This window comes from Shewanella sp. 553, assembly GCF_059338375.1.
Genome location: NZ_CM181701.1, coordinates 23,625 through 43,343, shown reverse-complemented (window position 1 = coordinate 43,343; position 19,719 = coordinate 23,625). Strand labels below are relative to the sequence as shown.

Sequence of the window (19,719 nt, the reverse complement as noted above, 5' to 3'; positions counted from 1 at the left end):
ACCTTATGAGTGGTCGATATTGGTGGTAAATGATAAACAAAGAGCCATATATTGGCTCTTTGTTTATTTATTAAGCCTATTAACTCGCTTGAGCCAGTAACGACTTACGGTAAATCACGATATCTTCTATGGTCAATACTGGCATTTGATGCTGCTCGCCAAACGCGATGATCTCAGGCAATCTCGCCATGGTGCCGTCAGGATTGGTCACCTCACATAATACGCCCGCAGGTTTCAGCCCTGCCAGCAGCATCAGATCTATGGTGCCTTCGGTATGGCCTCTGCGAGTCAATACGCCACCGGGCTGAGCACGTAGCGGGTACACATGACCAGGACGAGCCAGATCACAGGCACTAGCCCCATCGGCGATCGCCGCTTTAATAGTGGTAACCCGATCGGCAGCCGAAACGCCGGTTGTCACCCCAACTTTGGCTTCGATGCTCACGGTAAACGCGGTGCCATACTGGCTTGAGTTATCAGCCACCATGGGCGGTAACTGCAATTGTTTAACCCGCTCATCAGGCAGGCATAAACAGACTATGCCACTGCATTCCCGAATAAGCAGCGCCATCTGTTGATTGGTTAAGTGCTCGGCTGAATAAATAAGATCACCTTCATTTTCGCGATCTTCATCGTCGACCACCAACACGCCTTCGCCAGCGCGTAAGGCTGTCAACGCGGCTTCAACACGGGTATTGGCATCGCCAAAGGCTGAGAGTAAAGACTGATTCATGGTTAAATCCTTAGTAATACTAATAAAATGGTTTTGTGCCAGAATCAGGGCATATAGAAAATAACACCGATAAGCCTGCGCTTATGGTGGTGTTGAATAAGAGCCAGGGTCACGTTAGCGAACTAAGCCCAAGCTTAGAGCGCAGCATACGCTGTTTGTGGTTCTTATATTCTCTTTCATCCGGACTCAGTGCGCTTACGCGCTCATTACCGTCGGCTCTGGAATACTTTTAACATGCTATCTCTACACGCAACAAGGGCACCAGATCTGCTGACCCTAACCTTGGAAAAGATTAGGCGCTCGCGGGCTTAAGTTGCATCTACAACTATCACCGCCGGTGGGGAGTTACACCCCGCCCTGAGAATTATTAATGTCACCTACTCACTGAATATCGGCTCAACTGCCTATTTTTAAGCGGCGCAGCGTCACTGTTAAACGGACTCGCTAACGGGCTCACACTGGGTCTGCGTAACAGCAGTAAAACCGTAAATATTGCTGGAGGGGCTAATCTTAATTACTTAGGATCAGCACATTAGGCGCAAATAGGGTGCGCCAATTTGAAACAAATAACAAGCTAGCAGGTGACAAGCCTAAACTAAATCACCTAAGCTCAAGCTTTACAGGCAAACTCGCACTGGTTTACCACGCTATCGATAATAAAGGTCGTCTTTAATGCATTCAATTTCTCCACCGCTCGCCGCCAAAAAGCCACACTCATTGATACATCATGGTGTAGAGAGGATCGATAACTATTATTGGTTAAGAGACGATACGCGTCAGTCACCAGAGGTGATAGCGCATCTCAATGCCGAAAACAACTACCATCAACAATGCTTTAAGCCCTTCGCGCCTTTACAGGCACGTTTATTCGATGAGCTGGTCGGCAGGCTAGATAAAGATGAGTCGAGTGTTCCTTACTACTGGCACTCCCATTGGTATTGGAGTCGTTACCATAAAGAGGGGGAATACCCTATCTTACTGCGTAAACCACAGCTTAATAGTGATGCAGAAGAGGTGCTGTTAGATGTTAACCAACGCGCCCACGGCCATGAGTTTTATGGTCTGGGCAGCTTCGCCATTAGCCCTGACGAACAGTTATTGGCCTTTAGTGAAGATAAACTGAGCCGGCGCATCTACACCATACACATTAAGCACCTCGAACAAGGCGAACTGCTGGAAGATACACTCGAAGGCACTGACGGTAGCATAGTGTGGGCTAACGATAATCTGCACCTGTTTTACATCGCCAAAGATCCACAAACCCTGCTGGGCTACCAAGTGTTCCGTCATCGTTTAGGGCAACCACAATCGGCCGATACACTCGTGTATGAAGAGCAAGATGACAGCTTCTACCTCAGCTTAGGTAAAAGTTTAGATGAAACTCGTATCGAGCTATACCATGAAAGCACGATCACCAGTGAGGTCTCGGTGCTCAATGCCGATCAAGCTCTTGACCACTTCACTGCACTACTGCCCAGAGAAACAGGCCATGAGTATTCGGTGGCTAAACGGGGTAGCAACTATTTTATTCTTACCAACTGGCAGGCGGTTAACTTTCGCCTGATGCAAGTGGCCGAAGCGGATTTTGCCAATAAGCATGTTTGGCAGGAGGTGATTGCTGCCGATGACCAATGCCGCATAGAGGAGTTCTTGGTACTGCAAGATTACCTTATTGTGCAGCAGCGCCGTCAGGGACTAAGCCAGATCACCGTCTATCCGGATCAGCTACCTAGCTATCAAATCGACTTCGATGATCCCGCTTATGTGGTGGGTTTTGATGTTAATCCTCGCCAAGATAGCCACCAGCTTAGGCTCTATTATGCTAGCCCCACCACCCCAGAATCGATTTACCAATACGATTTGACCCAAGCCTCACCCAAGCAGTTACTCAAAAGGGAAAACGTATTAGGCGGCTTTAATAGCGAGCACTATCAGGCTGAACGCCTCTTTATCGATGCCAGAGATGGCGCGAGCATTCCCGTTACCTTGGTGTACAACAAAAGCCTATTTAAACGAGATGGCAGCAACCCACTGTACCAATATGGTTATGGCGCATACGGTTACACCATAGATGCTGATTTTGACAGTGCCATATTAAGCCTACTTGACCGAGGCGTGGTTTACGCCATTGCCCATGTGCGCGGTGGCGAAATGCTCGGCCGACCTTGGTATGACGCAGGCCGGCTATTTAACAAGCAAAATAGCTTTAACGATTTTATCGATGTCACCCAAGCATTGATCCAGCAACAATATGCCGATCCTCATAAAGTAGTTGCGACGGGGGGCAGCGCAGGTGGCCTGTTGATGGGCGCCGTGATTAACCAAGCACCCGAACTCTACTTGGCCGTGGCCGCCCATGTGCCTTTTGTCGATATAGTAACGACCATGCTAGACGAGTCGATTCCACTCACCACCAATGAGTATGACGAATGGGGCAACCCTAACGACAAAGATGCCTTCGACTATATGTTAAGTTATTCGCCCTATGACCAAATTACGCGTCAAGCTTATCCTCACCTTTTGGTCACCACTGGCCTGCATGACTCTCAGGTGCAATATTTTGAACCCGCTAAATGGGTGGCGAAATTAAGAGAATATAAGACCGACGACAACTTATTACTGTTCCATATCGATATGGAGGCTGGGCACGGTGGCAAAAGCGGTCGCTATCGCCGCTATCAAGACACGGCTGAAGAGTATGCTTTTTTATTAGGGCTGTTAGGCGCAGAGCCAATATTAACCAACAGCAAAAACTGTCGTTAACCTCGCCGAGCAACACAAGAGCTATCGATGACGACAGGCAAACCTTGGTTTTTATATATCGTTGAGTGCCATAAAGGCCAGCTCTATACCGGCGTGACAACCGACATAGCACGCCGCTTTAAAGAACACCAAAGCGGCGGCCCTAAAGCCGCTAAATTTCTGCGCGGTAAGGGGCCGCTGCAATTGGTTTATCATGAGCAGTTAAGTTGTCACTCTACGGCACTGAAGCGCGAAATAGCGGTTAAGAAGCTCACCAAAAAACAAAAGCTGACATTAATACAAAATGAGGCCAATATTCATATCGTTAGCTAATTTCAGCTTTATATTGATGATGTTTAGTGATTATCCCCATAGAAATATCCATCGACAATCAATCTAAATACCTGCCGCGGCTTGATCATAAGCACGCGGCTTTACTTAGTCATAGCAAAGCTCTATTGTAGGCAAAAATTGCTTATTTGAGACGATTATGGGCACCACCACACACGAAAAGGCTGATGGATTGCCTAAACAATATAAGCAGCATCAACGCAGCTTTTTCGGCTTAATGTTAGTGTTAAGCTCTATTTTTTTAATCACGCTGCTTCCCGATGTAAACCTTACTCTGTTTAGACTACTCAATGGAATTGCGGCAGTGTTACCCGATTGGCCCATATTGCTACTTACAGATTTAGGCAATGGCGTCACTCTTGGGGTGATCACCTTATGCTTCTTGATTAAACGCCCCGAGTTAATATTACGGGTGATCATTGCCAGCGTGTTGTCATTACTGTTAGTACCACTCTTAAAACAATATTTTGATGCACCGCGCCCCGCCGCGGTGTTAGACGTACTTAATATTATTGGCGACACCCGGTTAAGCCATAGTTTCCCCTCGGGCCATACTGCCAGTGCTTTCCTGTTTGCAGGTACCCTATGGTTTGCTTACCAAAGCCGCACCATTAAAACATTAGCCATCGCGCTTGGTGCTATCGTTGGCATATCGAGGATCATTGTTGGCGCTCACTGGCCACAAGATATTATGCTGGGTGCGATCGTCGGATTACTCTGCGCTTATGCTGCTGCGTATTGTCCACCAACTCAGTTACAGCGGGTCAATAACGCATTAATGCTGATGTTTTTATGGTTAGTGTTGATGATCTGCGAGCTGGAAAAAAGCTTTGATAAGGACATTATTTGGCAAGTGTTACTACTAAGATGGGGACTGCTGTTTACCGCCGCGGCTCTGTTCTTACGCCAATACAATATTAAACAGCTGTTGATACAACGCTTTGGTTCAAAAGTGTAATAGACATGCGTAAACGGTCTTGACGCTAAGTGGGCGATGACCACCGCTATCATCAATTCACAACTACGCTTATGGACTCCCCCTAATCTGCTCTAGGCAATCAGGGGGAAAGCCATTAATCCATGGTGACGGGCCCTTGAATATTGTCAAAATTCAGATCGCCCGAACCAGACTCGATAATGTGTAATCCTTTGCTGTTATCGACACTAATACTTCCAGAACCATCATCGATGGTGACTAAGCCTGCCACATGATTAATGACTATCGAGCCAGAACTATCAAGCACTGACACATCGCCATTCACCTGCTGGATCTCGATACTGCCTGAGCCATCCGTTAAGCTGATATTCCCTTCAATATTTTGCAATGCAATACCGCCTGAGCCGTCATCGATAGTTAATCCCTTAGCGCCATCGATAGTGATGCTGCCAGAGCCATCGGTAATAATCATTTCGGCGTTCACGCCACGAATCTCAATACTACCTGAGCCATCATCCAGCGTTAGTTTCATATTGGCAGGCACTTTAACCACCAGCTCCATATAGGGAGAGTTACCACTCGTCAACGAGACCCGACTGAAGGAGTCAAAATTGGCGATCAGTTTGGCATGTTGACCTTCCTGTACTAAGCTAAGCTCTGGCTCGGCGCCATCATACCCATAAATACCCGCCTCGATATGCACCTTACTGAGGCCATCAACCCCTTTAATAGTCAGCGAACCCGCCCCAGTTTCGGCTACGAGGTGTTGTAACTGTGTAGCATCAAGTGTTAACTGTTGCCTGACGGTGATAATCAAACGAGGTCCCCCCGAACCTTTTGAGGAACATTTACCCATCCCCCCCCTTAAACCATGCGCAATAAAAAACGCAGCCTAAGCTGCGTTAATACTGATGATGCCGCAGGCCATTACTCGTCTCGCCAAACCGGATAGACCTGGTATTGCGCATCATAATAAGGGCTTCGAACATAAAACCAGCGTAATCTTGCCTGGGCATCAGCGGCAAAGGCAGGGTCTTGCAACGCTTGGGTAAATTCGGCCTGCAAGCTGGGGTCGGCCTCAAGCATTTGCGCCGCCAGCGGCTCTACCGCGTAATGCTCGATATATTCGGTGCGGGTAAATATGGGATTGAAAAAGCCCCATTGTAATAAGGAATCAGGCGACTGAGGCTCTAACAGCAATATCGCCAGATCCCCTAAAGGCTGCCGGGTATCAATCTTGACCGTGCCTGCCGGCAGTGTGGTCTGTAGCCCATGTGCGCTCAATTGCGCGCTCACTCGCTGGCGACCTTCATAATCTTGACTGCCAAACTGCGGCGCAGTTAATTGATATTGGGTCAACTTAAGCACCTTGGGTTCGGTTAGCGTTGTCATACGGATCCCATGAATTGCGAGGCGCTCAATCACATCAAGCCATTGAGGCGCAATATAATAGGCCGAGGGACGGTTGACCTTTATTTCAGCCAGAGTATTACCTATCACGGGTAAATTTTTATAGAGCTTAGGCTGGCCACTCCAACGCACCACCGGCTGACCACTGATGGGGCTGATTTCGGTGTGGTAATCAATCCCTTTGAAGTCCCACCCTTGCTGCTGTTGCTGGTCGCCCCACGTTAGGGTAATGCGATCGCTATAGCGATACCTGTCTTGCTTAATCGCCGAGCGCAGTGAAGTGGCTTGGTTGCCCACCAATTCAAGGGTGGCCGCTAACATGACATAGGTACCGAGCACTCGTTGCTTAAACGGCTTTAAACTATGATTTTCAATTAAAATCGTCGGCAGATGCCGAGCATCACCATAACCATTAGAGTAACGTGGACTGGCATTCCATAATGACATTCCCTTGCTCAAATCATTATTGTCGATAGCAAACACCAAGGGGCCCGCAATATGCCCTTGCCGCGTTAATGCCTGCTCCACATAAGGTCGGTATTGGGTCTCTAACCAACGAAAACTCGACGGGCTCAGCCCTTGAGCTAAGTTATAGCCAAAGGTGACATCATATTGATAATCGATGCCATCGGTAGCGTGTACATCGATATACAGATCGGGCTGCCATCGATTTATCGCACCCAACATATGCTGCATCTCTACTGTATCGGCCTTGGCATAATCACGATTCAAATTAAGATTGTTGGCGGTCGTGCGCCAACCCATCTCTATCGGGCCGCGCTGATTAACGCGATTATATTGACCACTGCGCTCATGGGCATCGACACTAAAAATCGGCACAAATAGCAAATTAGCCCCATCGAGCAGCGCCGCTTTATCACCCAATACCATGTCTCGCAGTAACATCATTCCGGCATCTTTACCGTCAATTTCTCCGGCGTGGATCCCAGCTTGCACTAACACTGTGGGTTTACCCGTCGCAGCCAAGGCCTCAGGGGTACCTGCCCCCTCATTCGAGGCTATCACCATCCAAATATCACGCCCCTGAGGACTCTTACCCAGCGACACCTTGTGTAACATGTCGCTACTGGCCACCAACTTATCTAACCAAACAAACGTCTCATCGTAACTTGGGCTGACCTTAAAACCGCCCTGTTCAAACGGAGTCGCCCATGGCGCGTCGCCATCGAGTAATAACGATTCACTTGCCCCATGCCACACCAAGCTAGGCGGTAGGATGGCATCGTTAACATAGGTTGTGGCAACCTGTGGGGTTGCAGTGGGTTGCTCTGCCCATACAGGCAAGCCAAACGTAAAAGGGAGTAACAGGAAAAGTGTCGATAACTGAGGGCGCATAGATGTTGACCTTACGGCTTATTTTTAGACAAACATATTTAACGAAATATCCTTTAAATGCAATACTCTAGCGCCAATAAAAAGCCCAGCAAGTGCTGGGCTTTTTGGTACGATAGAGTCAATTATGATTCTTTGTCAGCCGCCTTGGCGATAGCGGCATCACTGCCACCATTGCGCTCACGCTTACTGAAGATCCGTTCAACTATCACGAAGAAGATCGGAATAAAGAAGATCCCCAAGAAGGTTGAACTCATCATACCGCCGAGTACGCCGGTACCGATGGCGTTCTGACTACCAGAACCAACACCAGTGCTTATCGCTAACGGCACAACCCCTAGACCAAACGCCAGAGAGGTCATTAGGATAGGACGTAAACGTACCCGCACCGCGTGTAAGGTCGCTTCGACTAGGCCTGCACCTTTCTCATAGAACTCTTTAGCAAACTCGACAATCAAGATTGCGTTCTTCGTCGCTAGACCCACTGTGGTTAACAGACCTACTTGGAAGAATACGTCGTTGGGCAGGCCCCGACCATTCATCGCCAGTAGCGCACCAATGATCCCAAGCGGAACCACTAAGATAACCGCAAACGGCACAGACCAACTCTCGTACAGCGCAGCCAATACTAAGAACACGACTATGATAGAGAGTGCGTACAATGCCGGCGCCTGATTACCCGATAGGCGCTCTTCATAAGACAGGCCATTCCATTCAACACCAAATCCTGGTGGTAATTTGGCAACCATGGCTTCGATATCATCCATCGCCGCACCAGTACTATAACCCGGCGCAGTGCCCCCTTGAATGTTCATTGACGGCAAGCCGTTAAAACGCTCTAGACGCGGTGATCCATATTCCCATGAACCGGTAGCAAAGGCCGAGAAAGGCACCATTTCACCTTCGGCATTACGTACATACCAAGTATCAAGATCTTCCGGTTGCATACGGTACTGAGCATCGCCCTGTACGTACACTTTCTTCACACGACCGCGGTCGATAAAGTCATTAACGTAACTGCCGCCCCAGGCCGTGCCTAGCACACTGTTTACCGCATCGATGTCGACACTCAAGGCACGAAGCTTGGCGTGATCCACATGGATTTGATACATAGGCGCATCTTCCTGACCATTAGGACGTACACCGACCAAGTTGGGGTTTTGCGCGGCTAGCCCAAGTAACATATTACGGGCTTCAACCAACTTATCGTGGCCTTGACCATTTCTGTCTTGGAGATAGAAATCGAAACCGTTAGCGGTACCCAGTTCAATCACCGCTGGCGGCACAAAGGCAAACACAAAGGCTTCTTTCAGTTGCGAGAACATCGCCATAGAACGCCCAGCAATTGACTGAACATCTTGACCGGGTTCACCACGAACTGACCAATCTTTTAAACCGACAAACGCCAGACCCATGTTTTGACCGCTACCGGCAAAACTAAACCCAGAGACACTGAATACTGAGTTAACATTGTCACCCTCTTGGTTAAGGTAGAAGTCTGTGACTTTCTCCATCACCTTCTTGGTGCTTTCTTGGGTCGAGTTAACGGGCAAAATAGCCTGTGTAAACAAGATACCTTGGTCTTCGTCGGGTAGGAAAGCGGTAGGCATACGCATGAAAATCCAGCCTACGGCCACGGTCAATGCCAAGTAAACCAGCATGACACGTCCGGTACGCTTAATCATAGAAGCGACACTGGCCTCATAGCGTGATGTCATGGCATCGAACTTACGGTTAAACCAACCGAAGAAGCCGGTTTTGGCATGCCCTTCGCCTTTGGCGATAGGTTTTAACATGGTCGCACATAGCGCCGGCGTCAGGATAATCGCCACCATCACAGACAAGGCCATGGCAGAGACAATCGTGACCGAGAACTGACGATAGATAACCCCTGTCGATCCAGACATAAAGGCCATGGGTACGAATACCGCCGACAAGGTAAGACCGATACCCACTAGGGCTCCGGTGATCTGATCCATCGACTTACGCGTCGCCTCAAGTGGGCTCAGGCCCTCCTCTTGCATCACGCGTTCGACGTTTTCCACCACCACAATCGCATCGTCCACCAGCAAACCGATGGCCAACACCATGGCGAACATGGTGAGAGTGTTAATCGAAAAGCCGGTCGCCGACAAAATGGCAAACGTACCTAACAAGACAACGGGAACCGCAATAGTTGGGATTAACGTCGCGCGGAAGTTTTGCAAGAACAGGTACATGATCACGAAGACCAAGACGACGGCTTCTAGCAAGGTGTGCACCACGCCCTCAATCGATTTTTCAACAAAAGGCGTTGTATCATAAGGATAAACAACCTCTAACCCTTGCGGGAAGAACACCTTTAATTCATCAATTTTTGCACGCACACGCTCGGCTGTCGCCAACGCATTAGCACCAGTGGCGAGCTTAATCGCTAGACCCGACGCAGGCTTACCGTTATAAAACGATTCAACCGCATAGCTTTCTGCGCCAAGCTCAACACGTGCCACATCTTCTAAGAAGACCTTAGCACCAGAGCTGTCTGCCTTGATGATGATTTTCTTAAACTCATCGGCAGTTTGTAAACGACTCTGAGCCGAAACCGTGGCGTTTAACTCTTGACCTGCAATCGCAGGCGCCCCACCTAATTGACCGGCCGACACTTGCGCATTTTGCTCACGGATCGACGCCATAATATCTTGGCTGGTCAGGTTGTATTGGGTCAGTTTTAACGGATCGAGCCAAATACGCATCGCATATTGGGCACCGAACAACTGAATCTCACCCACACCCGCTACACGGCTAATAGGGTCTTGGATATTTGAGCCAACATAGTCGGCAATATCGGTTTTACCCAATGAACCATCAGATGAAACGAAACCCAATACCATTAAAAAGCCCGAGCTCGACTTGTTAACTTTAACTCCTTGCGCCTGCACCTCTTGTGGTAACAATGGCATGGCAAGCTGCAGTTTATTTTGCACCTGCACCTGAGCAATATCAGGATCGGCCTCGGCGTTAAAGGTTAAGGTAATTTGCGCGTTACCAAAGCTGTCACTGGTTGAGGCGATATAACGTAGATTATCAATCCCCGTCATTCGCTGCTCAATCACCTGAGTAACGGTATCTTCCATGGTCTTTGCCGAAGCACCTGGATAAACAGCACTAATCACGACGGTTGGTGGCGCAATACTGGGATATTGTGACACAGGGAGCTTCATAATAGAGAGCACCCCGGCCATCATAACGATAATGGCGATCACCCAAGCAAAGATAGGGCGATCGATAAAGAAACGAGCCATAACTTTACCCTACTTTTGTGATTGCTTATCTGATTGCGCTGCGTCAATCGGTTTTCCGGTCACTGGCGCACCGGGACGAATTTTCTGTAAGCCTTCAACAATCAATTGGTCGCCAACTGTAAGACCATCGATGATACGCCATTGATGGTTGATAACTTCTGCCGTAGTCACTACGCGCGCTTCCACTTTACTTTCAGCACCTATCACCATTGCAATGGCTTGGCCTTTGGGATTGCGCGTAATCGCTTTTTGCGGAACTAAAATCGCATGCGGATCTGTGCCCGTATTTAACATGGCGCGCACATACATACCTGGCAGTAGCACCCCATCTGGATTTGGGAACTCGGCGCGTAATGTTACTGAGCCGGTATTCTCATCAACACTGACTTCTGAAAACTGCAACGTGCCCGTATATGAATATGGCGTGCCATCTTCCAGCACTAAGGTGACATCGGCGTTATCGACAGCCTGTAATGAGCCTTGCTTCAATTTAGCTTTAAGACGCAATAATTGCGCACTCGATTGAGCAATATCCACATTGATAGGATCAAGTTGCTGAATGGTCGCCAATGTTTGGCTTTGATTCGCCGTCACTAACGCCCCCGCAGTCACATTCGACTTACCAATACGACCCGAGATAGGGGCTTGAACTTGAGTGTATTCAAGGTTGATTTTTGCGGTATTAATCGCCGCTTTCGCGACGGTAACGTTAGCTAAAGCTTCTTTGTATGCCGCCTCTGCTTCATCAAATTCTTGCTGGCTAATCGCATTGGTTTTAACTAACTCTTGATAACGAGCCGCTTTAGCTTTCGCCGAGGCTAAACCTGCATTTGCACGCGCCAAATCAGCTTCAGCACTCACTAATGCTGCTTTGTAAGTAGCAGAGTCTATTTGATAAAGTGACTGTCCTTTGACAACATCAGCCCCTTCGATAAAGCTACGCTCGGTAATAATACCGGAAACTTGCGGACGGACTTCAGCTTCAAGAAACGCTTTACTACGACCAGGCAGTTCAACCTGAATCGCTTGAGGTTGTGCCACAACCTGCATCACGCCAACTTCAAGACTTCGTGGCGCAGCTGCTGATTGACTCGGTGCCTCTTGCTTTCCACAACCCGTTATCCATAACGCCACACTTAAAACAGAGGCAATTTTCACTATTTGCCGCATGATAACTCCTAATCAAGGCCACAACAAAAAATGCCCTTTGGCAGCACAACATGCTACAGGGCAATCTTTTGGAAGCATTATTTATATTGAGACCATTTATCTCACACCTAGCGTATGTCAACAAGAACAATAACCTGCTCATTTTGTAAGTTAATGCAAATTTTTATAGGCAAGCATCGAGTGTTGTTAACAACTGGTTAAAAAAGGACGTTTACCCCCAGAAAAACACAATCTATGTAGTGAGAATGTGACACAACTCAGTATCAACCACGCTAACAACAGTAAATTTAGCATTAAGCGAACACAACCGTTCACAATTGTTCATATTTTTTGGTCGTTAGTTCATTCTCAGCATAATAGTCATTCATAAGTTCACTTTATAGTCATCACAACAAAACTTACCGTTAGCGAGATGATGATCATGAATACCGTTACAAAGCTAAAATACTCAGCCCTCATTGGCAGCTTACTACTATCAGCAGTATCCGTTGCACAAGCACAAGAAGATAATGAATTATTTGGTGGCAAACTCACGACTAAGCTTACTTTCGCATCTGACTATGTATTTCGTGGTGAATCCGAAACCATGGACGGTGATGTACCTGTGGTACAAGGTACATTAGGCTGGGGTAACGATGGCGGCTGGTATGCCGGAGTCTTCGCTTCCAATATCAAATTTGCCGATCCTAATTTAGAAATTGTCACCGCCCCCTATCTGGGTAAATTTGGCGAATTTGGCGATAGCGGTATCACCTATGATGTCATGCTATTTTCCTACCTCTATCCAGGCGCATCATACTCGAACTACACCGAGTTATGGTTGAAAGTGGGTAAACAGTTCGGCCGCACCAATGTGCAACTCGAAGTCACTCCTACGGTAGATGATTGGTTCGGTGTAGATGGCTGGCAAGGCGTCAACTACGCACTTCACCCTAGCTATACATTCGATAATGGCCTTAAGGTTTCTGGCAGTCTCGGCTATCAAGATCTTGATGGCGAAGGAGCTGAAGGTTGGAGTCACTGGAACCTTGGTGTCACTAAGGCCTTTGCCGGCTTAGACTTCGATTTGCGTTATCACGGCAGCACAGTAGATGAAGACCATAAAGTCTATGGCACACAAACAGAAATATTTGATGACCGGGTTGTTGTCGGGATCAGTAAGCACTTTTAACCGTCATTAAATTAGCGCCATAGTTTATCTCTAATAGTTTTATCTCTGCACTTTTTGCCAGCCAAAAATAGGCTGGCTTTTTTTGCATTGAAGCTAGCGATTCACTTGCCACCCTTTTTGTCATCAGATTCGGTTATCACCCACACTACAAGCCACAATGCGACTAATTTCAGCCAGCGGCAAACCGGACTCTTGCTGCCAAGTGTTAAATACCCTCTGCACCTGCGCTAAGCCACTCTTGGTGCTAAACCCGAAGTCGATTAACTTGTGCGCCTGAAAATAACCTTTAATATCATCAGATAATAGCAAGGTATCTTTGCCTATCGCGCGTAAAAAGTAGGCTCCGGTATTGCCGCCAAGACGATTACCGCGACGCTTGAGTTCGCTCCATAGACCTGTAATATCATCACTTGGCCAGTCGGCGATAAACTGGGCAAAACTGCCATACTCGAGTTTAATCTCGTGCACCATTAATGCGTTGTCATAAATGGCCATGGTTTTCTTTAGGTGCCTGATAAGGTTCTCATCACTGGCTCTTTGCTGCAGCTGCTCAGGTGAAAGCATTAATACCTTATGCGGCTCAAAATCAAAAAATGCCTGCTCGTAAGCTGGCCATTTATTATCGACAATGCGCCACACAAAACCACACTGGAACACCTTTTTACAGAGTTCAGACAGTAGCTGGCCGTCGCTGTAACGCTTAATTGAATCGTCAGACTCCACCACAGGCATCAAGCGTTTTAATGCAGCCTTCCCCCCTTTACGTTGGCAGGCCCGCTCGTAAATTTTCTCAAAAGATTCCAAAATAACGTCTCTCTAATCTTGGTCGTTTTACCAATAGGACAACTAATAGCCATTGCCCGTCGATTAACCACTCAATACCCCTCAGAAGCACAAAGCGATCATTTACAATGACAATCCCCCTTGTTATCGGGTTAGCACCCTGACTAATTAGGCTATCTAAGTAACCAATAAATATTTTATAGGCTAATTTTATTATTAAGATTAAACAATAAATGGAAATTAGACTGTATGGATGCCTCACAACTCTATCGCATGTTGGTATTTGCCAATGTCGTTGAGCAGGGTTCGCTCACAGCGGCGGCAACACAACTTGGGATCAGCCGCTCTATGGTGAGCCAACACCTTAAACGGCTTGAGAGCCGTTGCCAGCAGACACTGCTAAAGCGCACCACTCGCACGCAATTGCTCACTCAGGCAGGACAGCAGTTTTATTCCTACTGTGCCGAAGTACTGTTACTGGCAAAACAAGCTGATGCGTTACTACTCCCAGAAGATAAACAACTGCAAGGTAAGCTTACTATTGCAGCACCAGTTGCCTTAGGTGAGCACTTATTGGCGCCGATACTGGCAGACTTCCATCAGCATTACCCTTTGCTCAACCTGTCACTGCTATTTACAGATAACAGCCGCGACTGGCCAGAACAGCATATTGATGTCGCGATTCAAGTTGGCCAGCCAGACAAGCGCCTCTGGATGACAGTCGAGCTGGCTAAAGAACAGTATTCATTAGTGGCCAGCCCCAGCTATATCAGTCGTTATGGCAAGCCATTACATCCCGACAGTTTACCCCACCATCAGTGGTTAATGCAGGGGACGCATAGCCGGCCTCGTAGCTATCAGTTTCATCACCGCGATGGCTGCGTATTTTTATTGCAGCTGAGCCCTACCATAAGCTGTAATACCTTGCAGGCAACATTAACACTCGCTAAAGCGGGGTTGGGACTGGCTGTCCTTCCCGATTATTTGCTCAATAGCACAACACATCAGGGGGCATTAATACCGCTGCTGCCCGACTATCAGCTACAGCACAATACCATTTACGCCGTGCATGGCTATCACCGTACTCTGCCGCCAAGAGTAAGGTTAATACTAACGTTTTTACAGCGCAGGTTTAATGTGAAAAACTCGACCGTAAAGCAAAAAGCAGACTAAAGTTAGGGTATCAATTGGCGGCGCATGGCAATAAGTTAAGATGGAACTGTTTTATCATCCACTTTCAAGGTACTCACAAAAAGTACTGGTGGCGTTTTATGAAAAACAGGCCAACTTCTATCCTAGAGTTATCGACGTCAAGGATCCTTACTCACGTAATGCTTTTAAACAACAATACCCTTTAGGTAAGTTACCCCTACTCAAAACACCTTCGGGCAAATTACTGCCCGAATCCAGCATTATTATCGAGTATATTGATCATCAATTCGCCACAGGTACCCAGCTTATTCCTGCAGACTTTGAACATGCATTACAGGTCAGGCTGTGCGATCGTATTATTGATAACGATATAAGCAACAAGCTATATATGATTGAAAAAATGCAAATGCGCGCCGAACAAACCCCATTGAAAATCAAACAACTTGAAAATGACATTGTGGCCAGCCTGAGTAGCTTAAATGAACAATTGGGTCATTATCACTGGTTATGTGGTGATGCGTTTACCATGGCAGATTGTGCGCTAATCCCATCCATCATCGACGTCAGAAAGCGCTTTAAGCTGTACCAATTTGATCAACTTAATCGCTATCTGCACCAAGCTGAAAATCGCGGCTCATGGATGCAGGTTCAACAAGAGATTGAGCTGGCGAAGACAAGTGCGCAGGGAGGCTTTCGCCCTATTCCCTAATGCTACCAGCTCATCGATTTGAGATACGTTATAGATTACGTTCTTTTTTCAGCTGCAAGAATGCTTTCCACTTTACCACCTCAGGAGGCAGCTCTGGCGCGGGGCCTTCAAAACCCGCTTCTTTTACCATAGTAGCAATGGGTATCTGCTTGCGATCGCACACAAAGACGCCGCGCACATGGACGATACAACGCAGGATATTTTCGCTCACAAATCGCTGCTCAATATAAAAGTATTTGTCATCCCAGCCGACCACCTTACTTTGCACTTCAAATTTTCTCAGCGGCTTAATATCGCGAATATAAGTAAATTCCGCCGCATTGACGATGGGCATCCATTTGAGCTTAAGAAAGCGTTTCAACAACCCCATTTCTGCCAACATGTAGGTTCTGGCCAGATCCATAAAGGCGGGGTAACGTGAATTGGTAAGATGAAAGTTGATATCACAATCCAAAGGTAACGCACGATAATCAATCGTACTGGTACCGAGAAAATCAATACTACGACAATGGCGAACACGCCATAACATCAACCAAATCAAGCGAAAATACAGATTCATTACATTAGCGTCCTTTAAAATGAAGCCGAAAGGCTAGCAGAGGTCATACCTGATAACAAGCAAGATATCGGCCTGCACTTCAGTCGTAATGACACGGGCAAGTACAGTGTTTCTTAGTCTAATAAGCACAAAAAAAGAGCCATGATGGCTCTTTTAAACTCACGGTAATCTAACGCTATCTGGTAAGGTTAATAAGGTGCTCACCATATACTTTCACATCGTCCCAATCCGTGTAATCGATAACGGCTTTAGGGTCGGTTGGCCCATGAGTGATCTTCATGATCAGTTGGATCATCAATCTGTCATACCAACGCCAAGAGGGGTAATCAACCTTGCCTGCAATCACTTTGACATCTTTAGGTTTCCAAGGTGACAACTCAATGAATTTTTGCAGGTATTTATTGTTTTCAGGCACACGTTTCTCGGGATTACGCGCGACAACGTTAACACTAAAAAAGCTATTGGGTCTTGAGGCTAGCTGCTGCTGATATTGAGTCGCAAAGGCAAATACCGATTTATCATAACTGCCGTAAAGCACGCAGGCGCCTAAAGCAACGCAATCATACTTATCCCAGTCAATCGTCTCGACATGGCCTATCTGCACCACATCGCATTGATGCCCTTGCTGGCGAATATGTGTTGCTATTGCTTGGGTAATTTTGGCTGTATGCCCGCCACGAGAATAGTAAATAAGTAACACTGAAGCCATATCGCACCCATAATCAAAACCAGTTAAATTACATTGTTACAGCTTAATGCTTTGAAAACATATCAATGGATCACAAATTAGTTAAGGGTTTTGTGAAATATGCCACCTAATCATTAAAAAAATCGCGGTACAATATCTCAATTAAAATACTGATTAAGCTTGTAGACTCACAAATTGAGTTCGAGCTATAGACTAAGTATCATTGCCTTAAGCTGGCCGTTCAATTAGAGTCATCTAATCAAGTAGAGTGTAAGAGACTAACCTATGCAAAAAGATATCGATGTAGATACCATGGTCACCAATGCTCAAAGTGCTGCCAAGTGGCTCAAGGCGATTGCCAATCCCTACCGCCTGATGATCTTATGTCAGTTACTTGATAATGAACTCAGCGTCACTCAGCTTAATGAAACTGTGCCACTGAGTCAGTCGGCGTTATCTCAGCATCTGGCCGTGCTGCGCGCCGAAGATCTGGTCGCGACGCGCAAGAGTTCACAGATTGTCTATTACACCCTGAAAAACGAGCAGGTTACCGAGGTTATTTCGATTCTTTATAAACGCTACTGTGCCTAAGGCTGAGTAGCGCTACTCGCTGCGTTATCGCTCACTAAAAGCTTTACCAAAGGCTTTTACCTTGTCCCAATTAGTAAATTCGAAGGTGCCAGTCGTATCAGTTGGTCCTTTGGTGATCCACATGATGAATCGAATCATAAACTTGTCAAAAAAACGATATTTAGGGTAGTCAATCTTACCGGCAAAAACACCTAGTTGCTGCGGCTGCCATAACGACAGCTGTAAAAACTTTTTCATATAAGGGTTAGTTTCTGGGGTGTTTTTTTCCGGTTTTCTGGCCACCACATTAACGGTGAAAAAAGCGTTTTTCTTGCTATTTAACACGGCGCGATGACGGTTAACATATTGCAGCAGTTCGGGTCTATGCTTGCCATAACGAATGCTGGCACCAATCAGCACCTTATCAAAATAAGACAGATTAACTGCCTGCGCTTCTTCCAATGAAACCACGGTTACCATTTGCGTTTCAGCCTGACAGATCTCTTGGATTTGGTCACAAATCGCCTTGGTTTGCCCATCCACTGTCGAATAAATAATTAATGTACGGCTCATCAATTCTTCCAAAAAGTAGGTGTAAATAACACCAATAAAGTAAACACTTCTAAACGACCAAATAGCATCGCGACCACGAGCACCCACTTGGCACCATCGCCGATACTGGCATAATTACTCGCCACCTCACCTAGTCCTGGACCTAAGTTATTTAAGCAAGCCGCGGTAGCACTAAAGGCGGTAATATTATCCAGCCCCAACGCCATCAGTATCAACATACAAACGACAAAAACCAGCGCATAGGCAGAAAAGAACCCCCATACCGCATCGATCACCCGATCAGGTAACGCCTTGCCATTAATTCGAATCGAGAACATGCCACGAGGGTGCACCAAACGCTTAAGTTCGCGCGATCCTTGCAGCAAGAGTAAGATGACTCGCATCACTTTGATACCGCCGGCGGTAGAGCCCCCACAGCCTCCGATAAAGCTAGAAAAAATCAGTAGCATTGGCAAAAATAGCGGCCACATGTGAAAGCTTTCGGTGCCAAAACCTGCAGTGGTGGAAATGGATACCGCTTGAAACAGGGCAAAATCGAAGGTTTCTTCGGGACTATCATAGATCCCTGAATGATAGAGAGTCGCAAAACAGATCAAGGTGAGGGTGAGCTGAACAACCAATAAAGCTTTAAATTCGGCGTCGCGAAAATAGACTTTTAGATTAATGCCACGACGGGTAAATGCCGCAAAATGCAGACTAAAATTTAGTGCAGCAATCAATAAAAACACCACACACACCATGTTAATTGCCGTACTATCGAAGTAGCCCATACTGGCATCATGGGTAGAAAAACCGCCAATCGCAATGGTCGAGAATGAATGACATATCGCATCAAATAGATCCATGCCGGCAAGCCAATAAGCAAATGCACACGCAATGGTCAATGCTAGGTAGATATACCACAATGCTTTTGCCGATTCGGCGATTCTTGGGGTCATCTTACTGTCTTTAACGGGGCCAGGAATTTCAGCGCGATAGAGCTGCATCCCCCCAACACCCAGTACGGGTAAGATGGCAACCGCTAGCACAATGATCCCCATGCCGCCCAACCATTGCAATAGATGGCGGTAAAACAAGATCGCCTTGGGCAGATCATCTAACCCCACCAAAACTGTAGCCCCAGTGGTGGTTAAACCTGAAAAAGACTCAAAGAAGCTGTCTGCAAGAGATAAGTCTGGTTGACTAGAGAAAATAAAGGGCACTGCACCAATCGATCCCAGCACGCCCCAAAATAACACGACCAACAAAAAACCTTCGCGGGTTCGCAGGTCTTTCTTGTGGTGACGATTGGGGTACCAAAGCACGAAGCCGAGCAATAAACTCAGAAAAAAAGCCTGAATAAACGCCGCGCCGCCACCATCCTTGTAGATCACGGCGACGAGCGCTGGGGGAAGTAGCGATAAAGAAAACAGGCCCATCAACAGCCCGGTAATTCTTATGATTGTTCTATATTGCATCTGGGCTTTCTATTAGTCCTTTAGCGGCATCATGCACAATCGGCCATTTTCGCACATATTTAACATGCTGTTGTATAAAA

At 47.0% G+C, this 19,719-nt stretch carries 17 protein-coding genes and 1 riboswitch; of the genes, 7 read left to right on the top strand and 10 right to left on the bottom strand.

The genetic code is table 11. The features are described from left to right. Nucleotides 1-79: 79 nt before the first annotated feature. On the bottom strand, nt 80-733 hold the full coding sequence (ribB, locus tag AC5YBZ_RS00175; protein WP_494543290.1) for a 3,4-dihydroxy-2-butanone-4-phosphate synthase: 654 nt from the start codon (nt 731-733) through the stop codon (nt 80-82). A gap of 164 nt (nt 734-897) precedes the next feature. After that, nucleotides 898-1,102, bottom strand: a riboswitch (FMN riboswitch). 303 nt (nt 1,103-1,405) lie between these two features. Between ribB and AC5YBZ_RS00170 the strand changes: the two genes are divergently transcribed. The 3 genes from AC5YBZ_RS00170 to AC5YBZ_RS00160 all read left to right on the top strand — a co-directional run bounded on the left by AC5YBZ_RS00170 (nt 1,406) and on the right by AC5YBZ_RS00160 (nt 4,784). Beyond that, the gene (locus tag AC5YBZ_RS00170) at nt 1,406-3,496 is read left to right on the top strand and encodes a S9 family peptidase (RefSeq protein WP_494543289.1); all 2,091 of its coding nucleotides are present in this window, start codon (nt 1,406-1,408) and stop codon (nt 3,494-3,496) included. A 27-nt stretch (nt 3,497-3,523) separates the two neighbouring features. After that, nucleotides 3,524-3,808 (top strand): GIY-YIG nuclease family protein, encoded by a 285-nt coding sequence (locus AC5YBZ_RS00165; protein ID WP_475515433.1) that lies wholly within the window; start codon nt 3,524-3,526, stop codon nt 3,806-3,808. A 157-nt stretch (nt 3,809-3,965) separates the two neighbouring features. Next, the gene (locus AC5YBZ_RS00160; protein WP_494520406.1) at nt 3,966-4,784 is read left to right on the top strand and encodes a phosphatase PAP2 family protein; all 819 of its coding nucleotides are present in this window, start codon (nt 3,966-3,968) and stop codon (nt 4,782-4,784) included. A gap of 115 nt (nt 4,785-4,899) precedes the next feature. Here AC5YBZ_RS00160 and AC5YBZ_RS00155 read toward each other — a convergent pair whose 3' ends face one another. From AC5YBZ_RS00155 to AC5YBZ_RS00140, 4 genes are all read right to left on the bottom strand, one after another. Further along, on the bottom strand, nt 4,900-5,619 hold the full coding sequence (locus tag AC5YBZ_RS00155; RefSeq protein WP_494520407.1) for a DUF4097 family beta strand repeat-containing protein: 720 nt from the start codon (nt 5,617-5,619) through the stop codon (nt 4,900-4,902). 71 nt (nt 5,620-5,690) lie between these two features. After that, the gene (locus tag AC5YBZ_RS00150; RefSeq protein WP_494524203.1) at nt 5,691-7,529 is read right to left on the bottom strand and encodes a M14 family metallopeptidase; all 1,839 of its coding nucleotides are present in this window, start codon (nt 7,527-7,529) and stop codon (nt 5,691-5,693) included. A gap of 122 nt (nt 7,530-7,651) precedes the next feature. Continuing rightward, nucleotides 7,652-10,807, bottom strand: coding sequence for an efflux RND transporter permease subunit (locus AC5YBZ_RS00145; protein WP_494520409.1), 3,156 nt, complete (start codon nt 10,805-10,807; stop codon nt 7,652-7,654). 9 nt (nt 10,808-10,816) lie between these two features. Continuing rightward, a complete protein-coding gene (locus tag AC5YBZ_RS00140) occupies nt 10,817-11,977 on the bottom strand; it encodes an efflux RND transporter periplasmic adaptor subunit (protein ID WP_494520410.1) in 1,161 nt (386 codons plus the stop codon). A 412-nt stretch (nt 11,978-12,389) separates the two neighbouring features. Between AC5YBZ_RS00140 and AC5YBZ_RS00135 the strand changes: the two genes are divergently transcribed. After that, nucleotides 12,390-13,148 (top strand): TorF family putative porin, encoded by a 759-nt coding sequence (locus AC5YBZ_RS00135; RefSeq protein WP_494520411.1) that lies wholly within the window; start codon nt 12,390-12,392, stop codon nt 13,146-13,148. Nucleotides 13,149-13,271: 123 nt separating this feature from the next. On the opposite strand, the gene AC5YBZ_RS00130 is transcribed toward AC5YBZ_RS00135, so the two are convergent. Then, on the bottom strand, nt 13,272-13,952 hold the full coding sequence (locus AC5YBZ_RS00130; protein ID WP_494520412.1) for a DNA-3-methyladenine glycosylase I: 681 nt from the start codon (nt 13,950-13,952) through the stop codon (nt 13,272-13,274). 228 nt (nt 13,953-14,180) lie between these two features. On the opposite strand from AC5YBZ_RS00130, the gene AC5YBZ_RS00125 reads away from it, so the two are divergent. Then, nucleotides 14,181-15,104 (top strand): LysR family transcriptional regulator, encoded by a 924-nt coding sequence (locus tag AC5YBZ_RS00125; protein WP_494520413.1) that lies wholly within the window; start codon nt 14,181-14,183, stop codon nt 15,102-15,104. A gap of 40 nt (nt 15,105-15,144) precedes the next feature. After that, entirely contained in the window at nt 15,145-15,792 is a 648-nt protein-coding gene (locus tag AC5YBZ_RS00120) for a glutathione S-transferase family protein (RefSeq protein WP_494520414.1), read from the top strand. Nucleotides 15,793-15,820: 28 nt separating this feature from the next. Here AC5YBZ_RS00120 and AC5YBZ_RS00115 read toward each other — a convergent pair whose 3' ends face one another. Both AC5YBZ_RS00115 and hemG (AC5YBZ_RS00110) read right to left on the bottom strand, forming a co-directional pair. Then, entirely contained in the window at nt 15,821-16,351 is a 531-nt protein-coding gene (locus tag AC5YBZ_RS00115) for a thioesterase family protein (RefSeq protein ID WP_494520415.1), read from the bottom strand. Between the two features lie 175 nt (nt 16,352-16,526). Next, complete coding sequence (hemG, locus tag AC5YBZ_RS00110) at nt 16,527-17,060, bottom strand: menaquinone-dependent protoporphyrinogen IX dehydrogenase (protein ID WP_494520416.1); 534 nt, start codon at nt 17,058-17,060, stop codon at nt 16,527-16,529. Between the two features lie 264 nt (nt 17,061-17,324). Here hemG (AC5YBZ_RS00110) and AC5YBZ_RS00105 point away from each other — a divergent pair, with 264 nt between their 5' ends. After that, complete coding sequence (locus AC5YBZ_RS00105) at nt 17,325-17,630, top strand: ArsR/SmtB family transcription factor (RefSeq protein ID WP_028763438.1); 306 nt, start codon at nt 17,325-17,327, stop codon at nt 17,628-17,630. Between the two features lie 24 nt (nt 17,631-17,654). Here the strand turns inward: AC5YBZ_RS00105 and hemG (AC5YBZ_RS00100) are convergent, their stop codons facing one another. Together hemG (AC5YBZ_RS00100) and AC5YBZ_RS00095 are read right to left on the bottom strand one after the other, a co-directional pair. Continuing rightward, nucleotides 17,655-18,182 carry a menaquinone-dependent protoporphyrinogen IX dehydrogenase gene (hemG, locus tag AC5YBZ_RS00100; protein ID WP_494520417.1) on the bottom strand — a complete coding sequence of 176 codons (528 nt, stop codon included), beginning with the start codon at nt 18,180-18,182 and terminating at the stop codon, nt 17,655-17,657. After that, the gene (locus AC5YBZ_RS00095; RefSeq protein WP_494520418.1) at nt 18,182-19,639 is read right to left on the bottom strand and encodes a TrkH family potassium uptake protein; all 1,458 of its coding nucleotides are present in this window, start codon (nt 19,637-19,639) and stop codon (nt 18,182-18,184) included. The genes hemG (AC5YBZ_RS00100) and AC5YBZ_RS00095 overlap by 1 nt, the downstream gene beginning before the upstream one ends. Nucleotides 19,640-19,719: the final 80 nt, after the last annotated feature.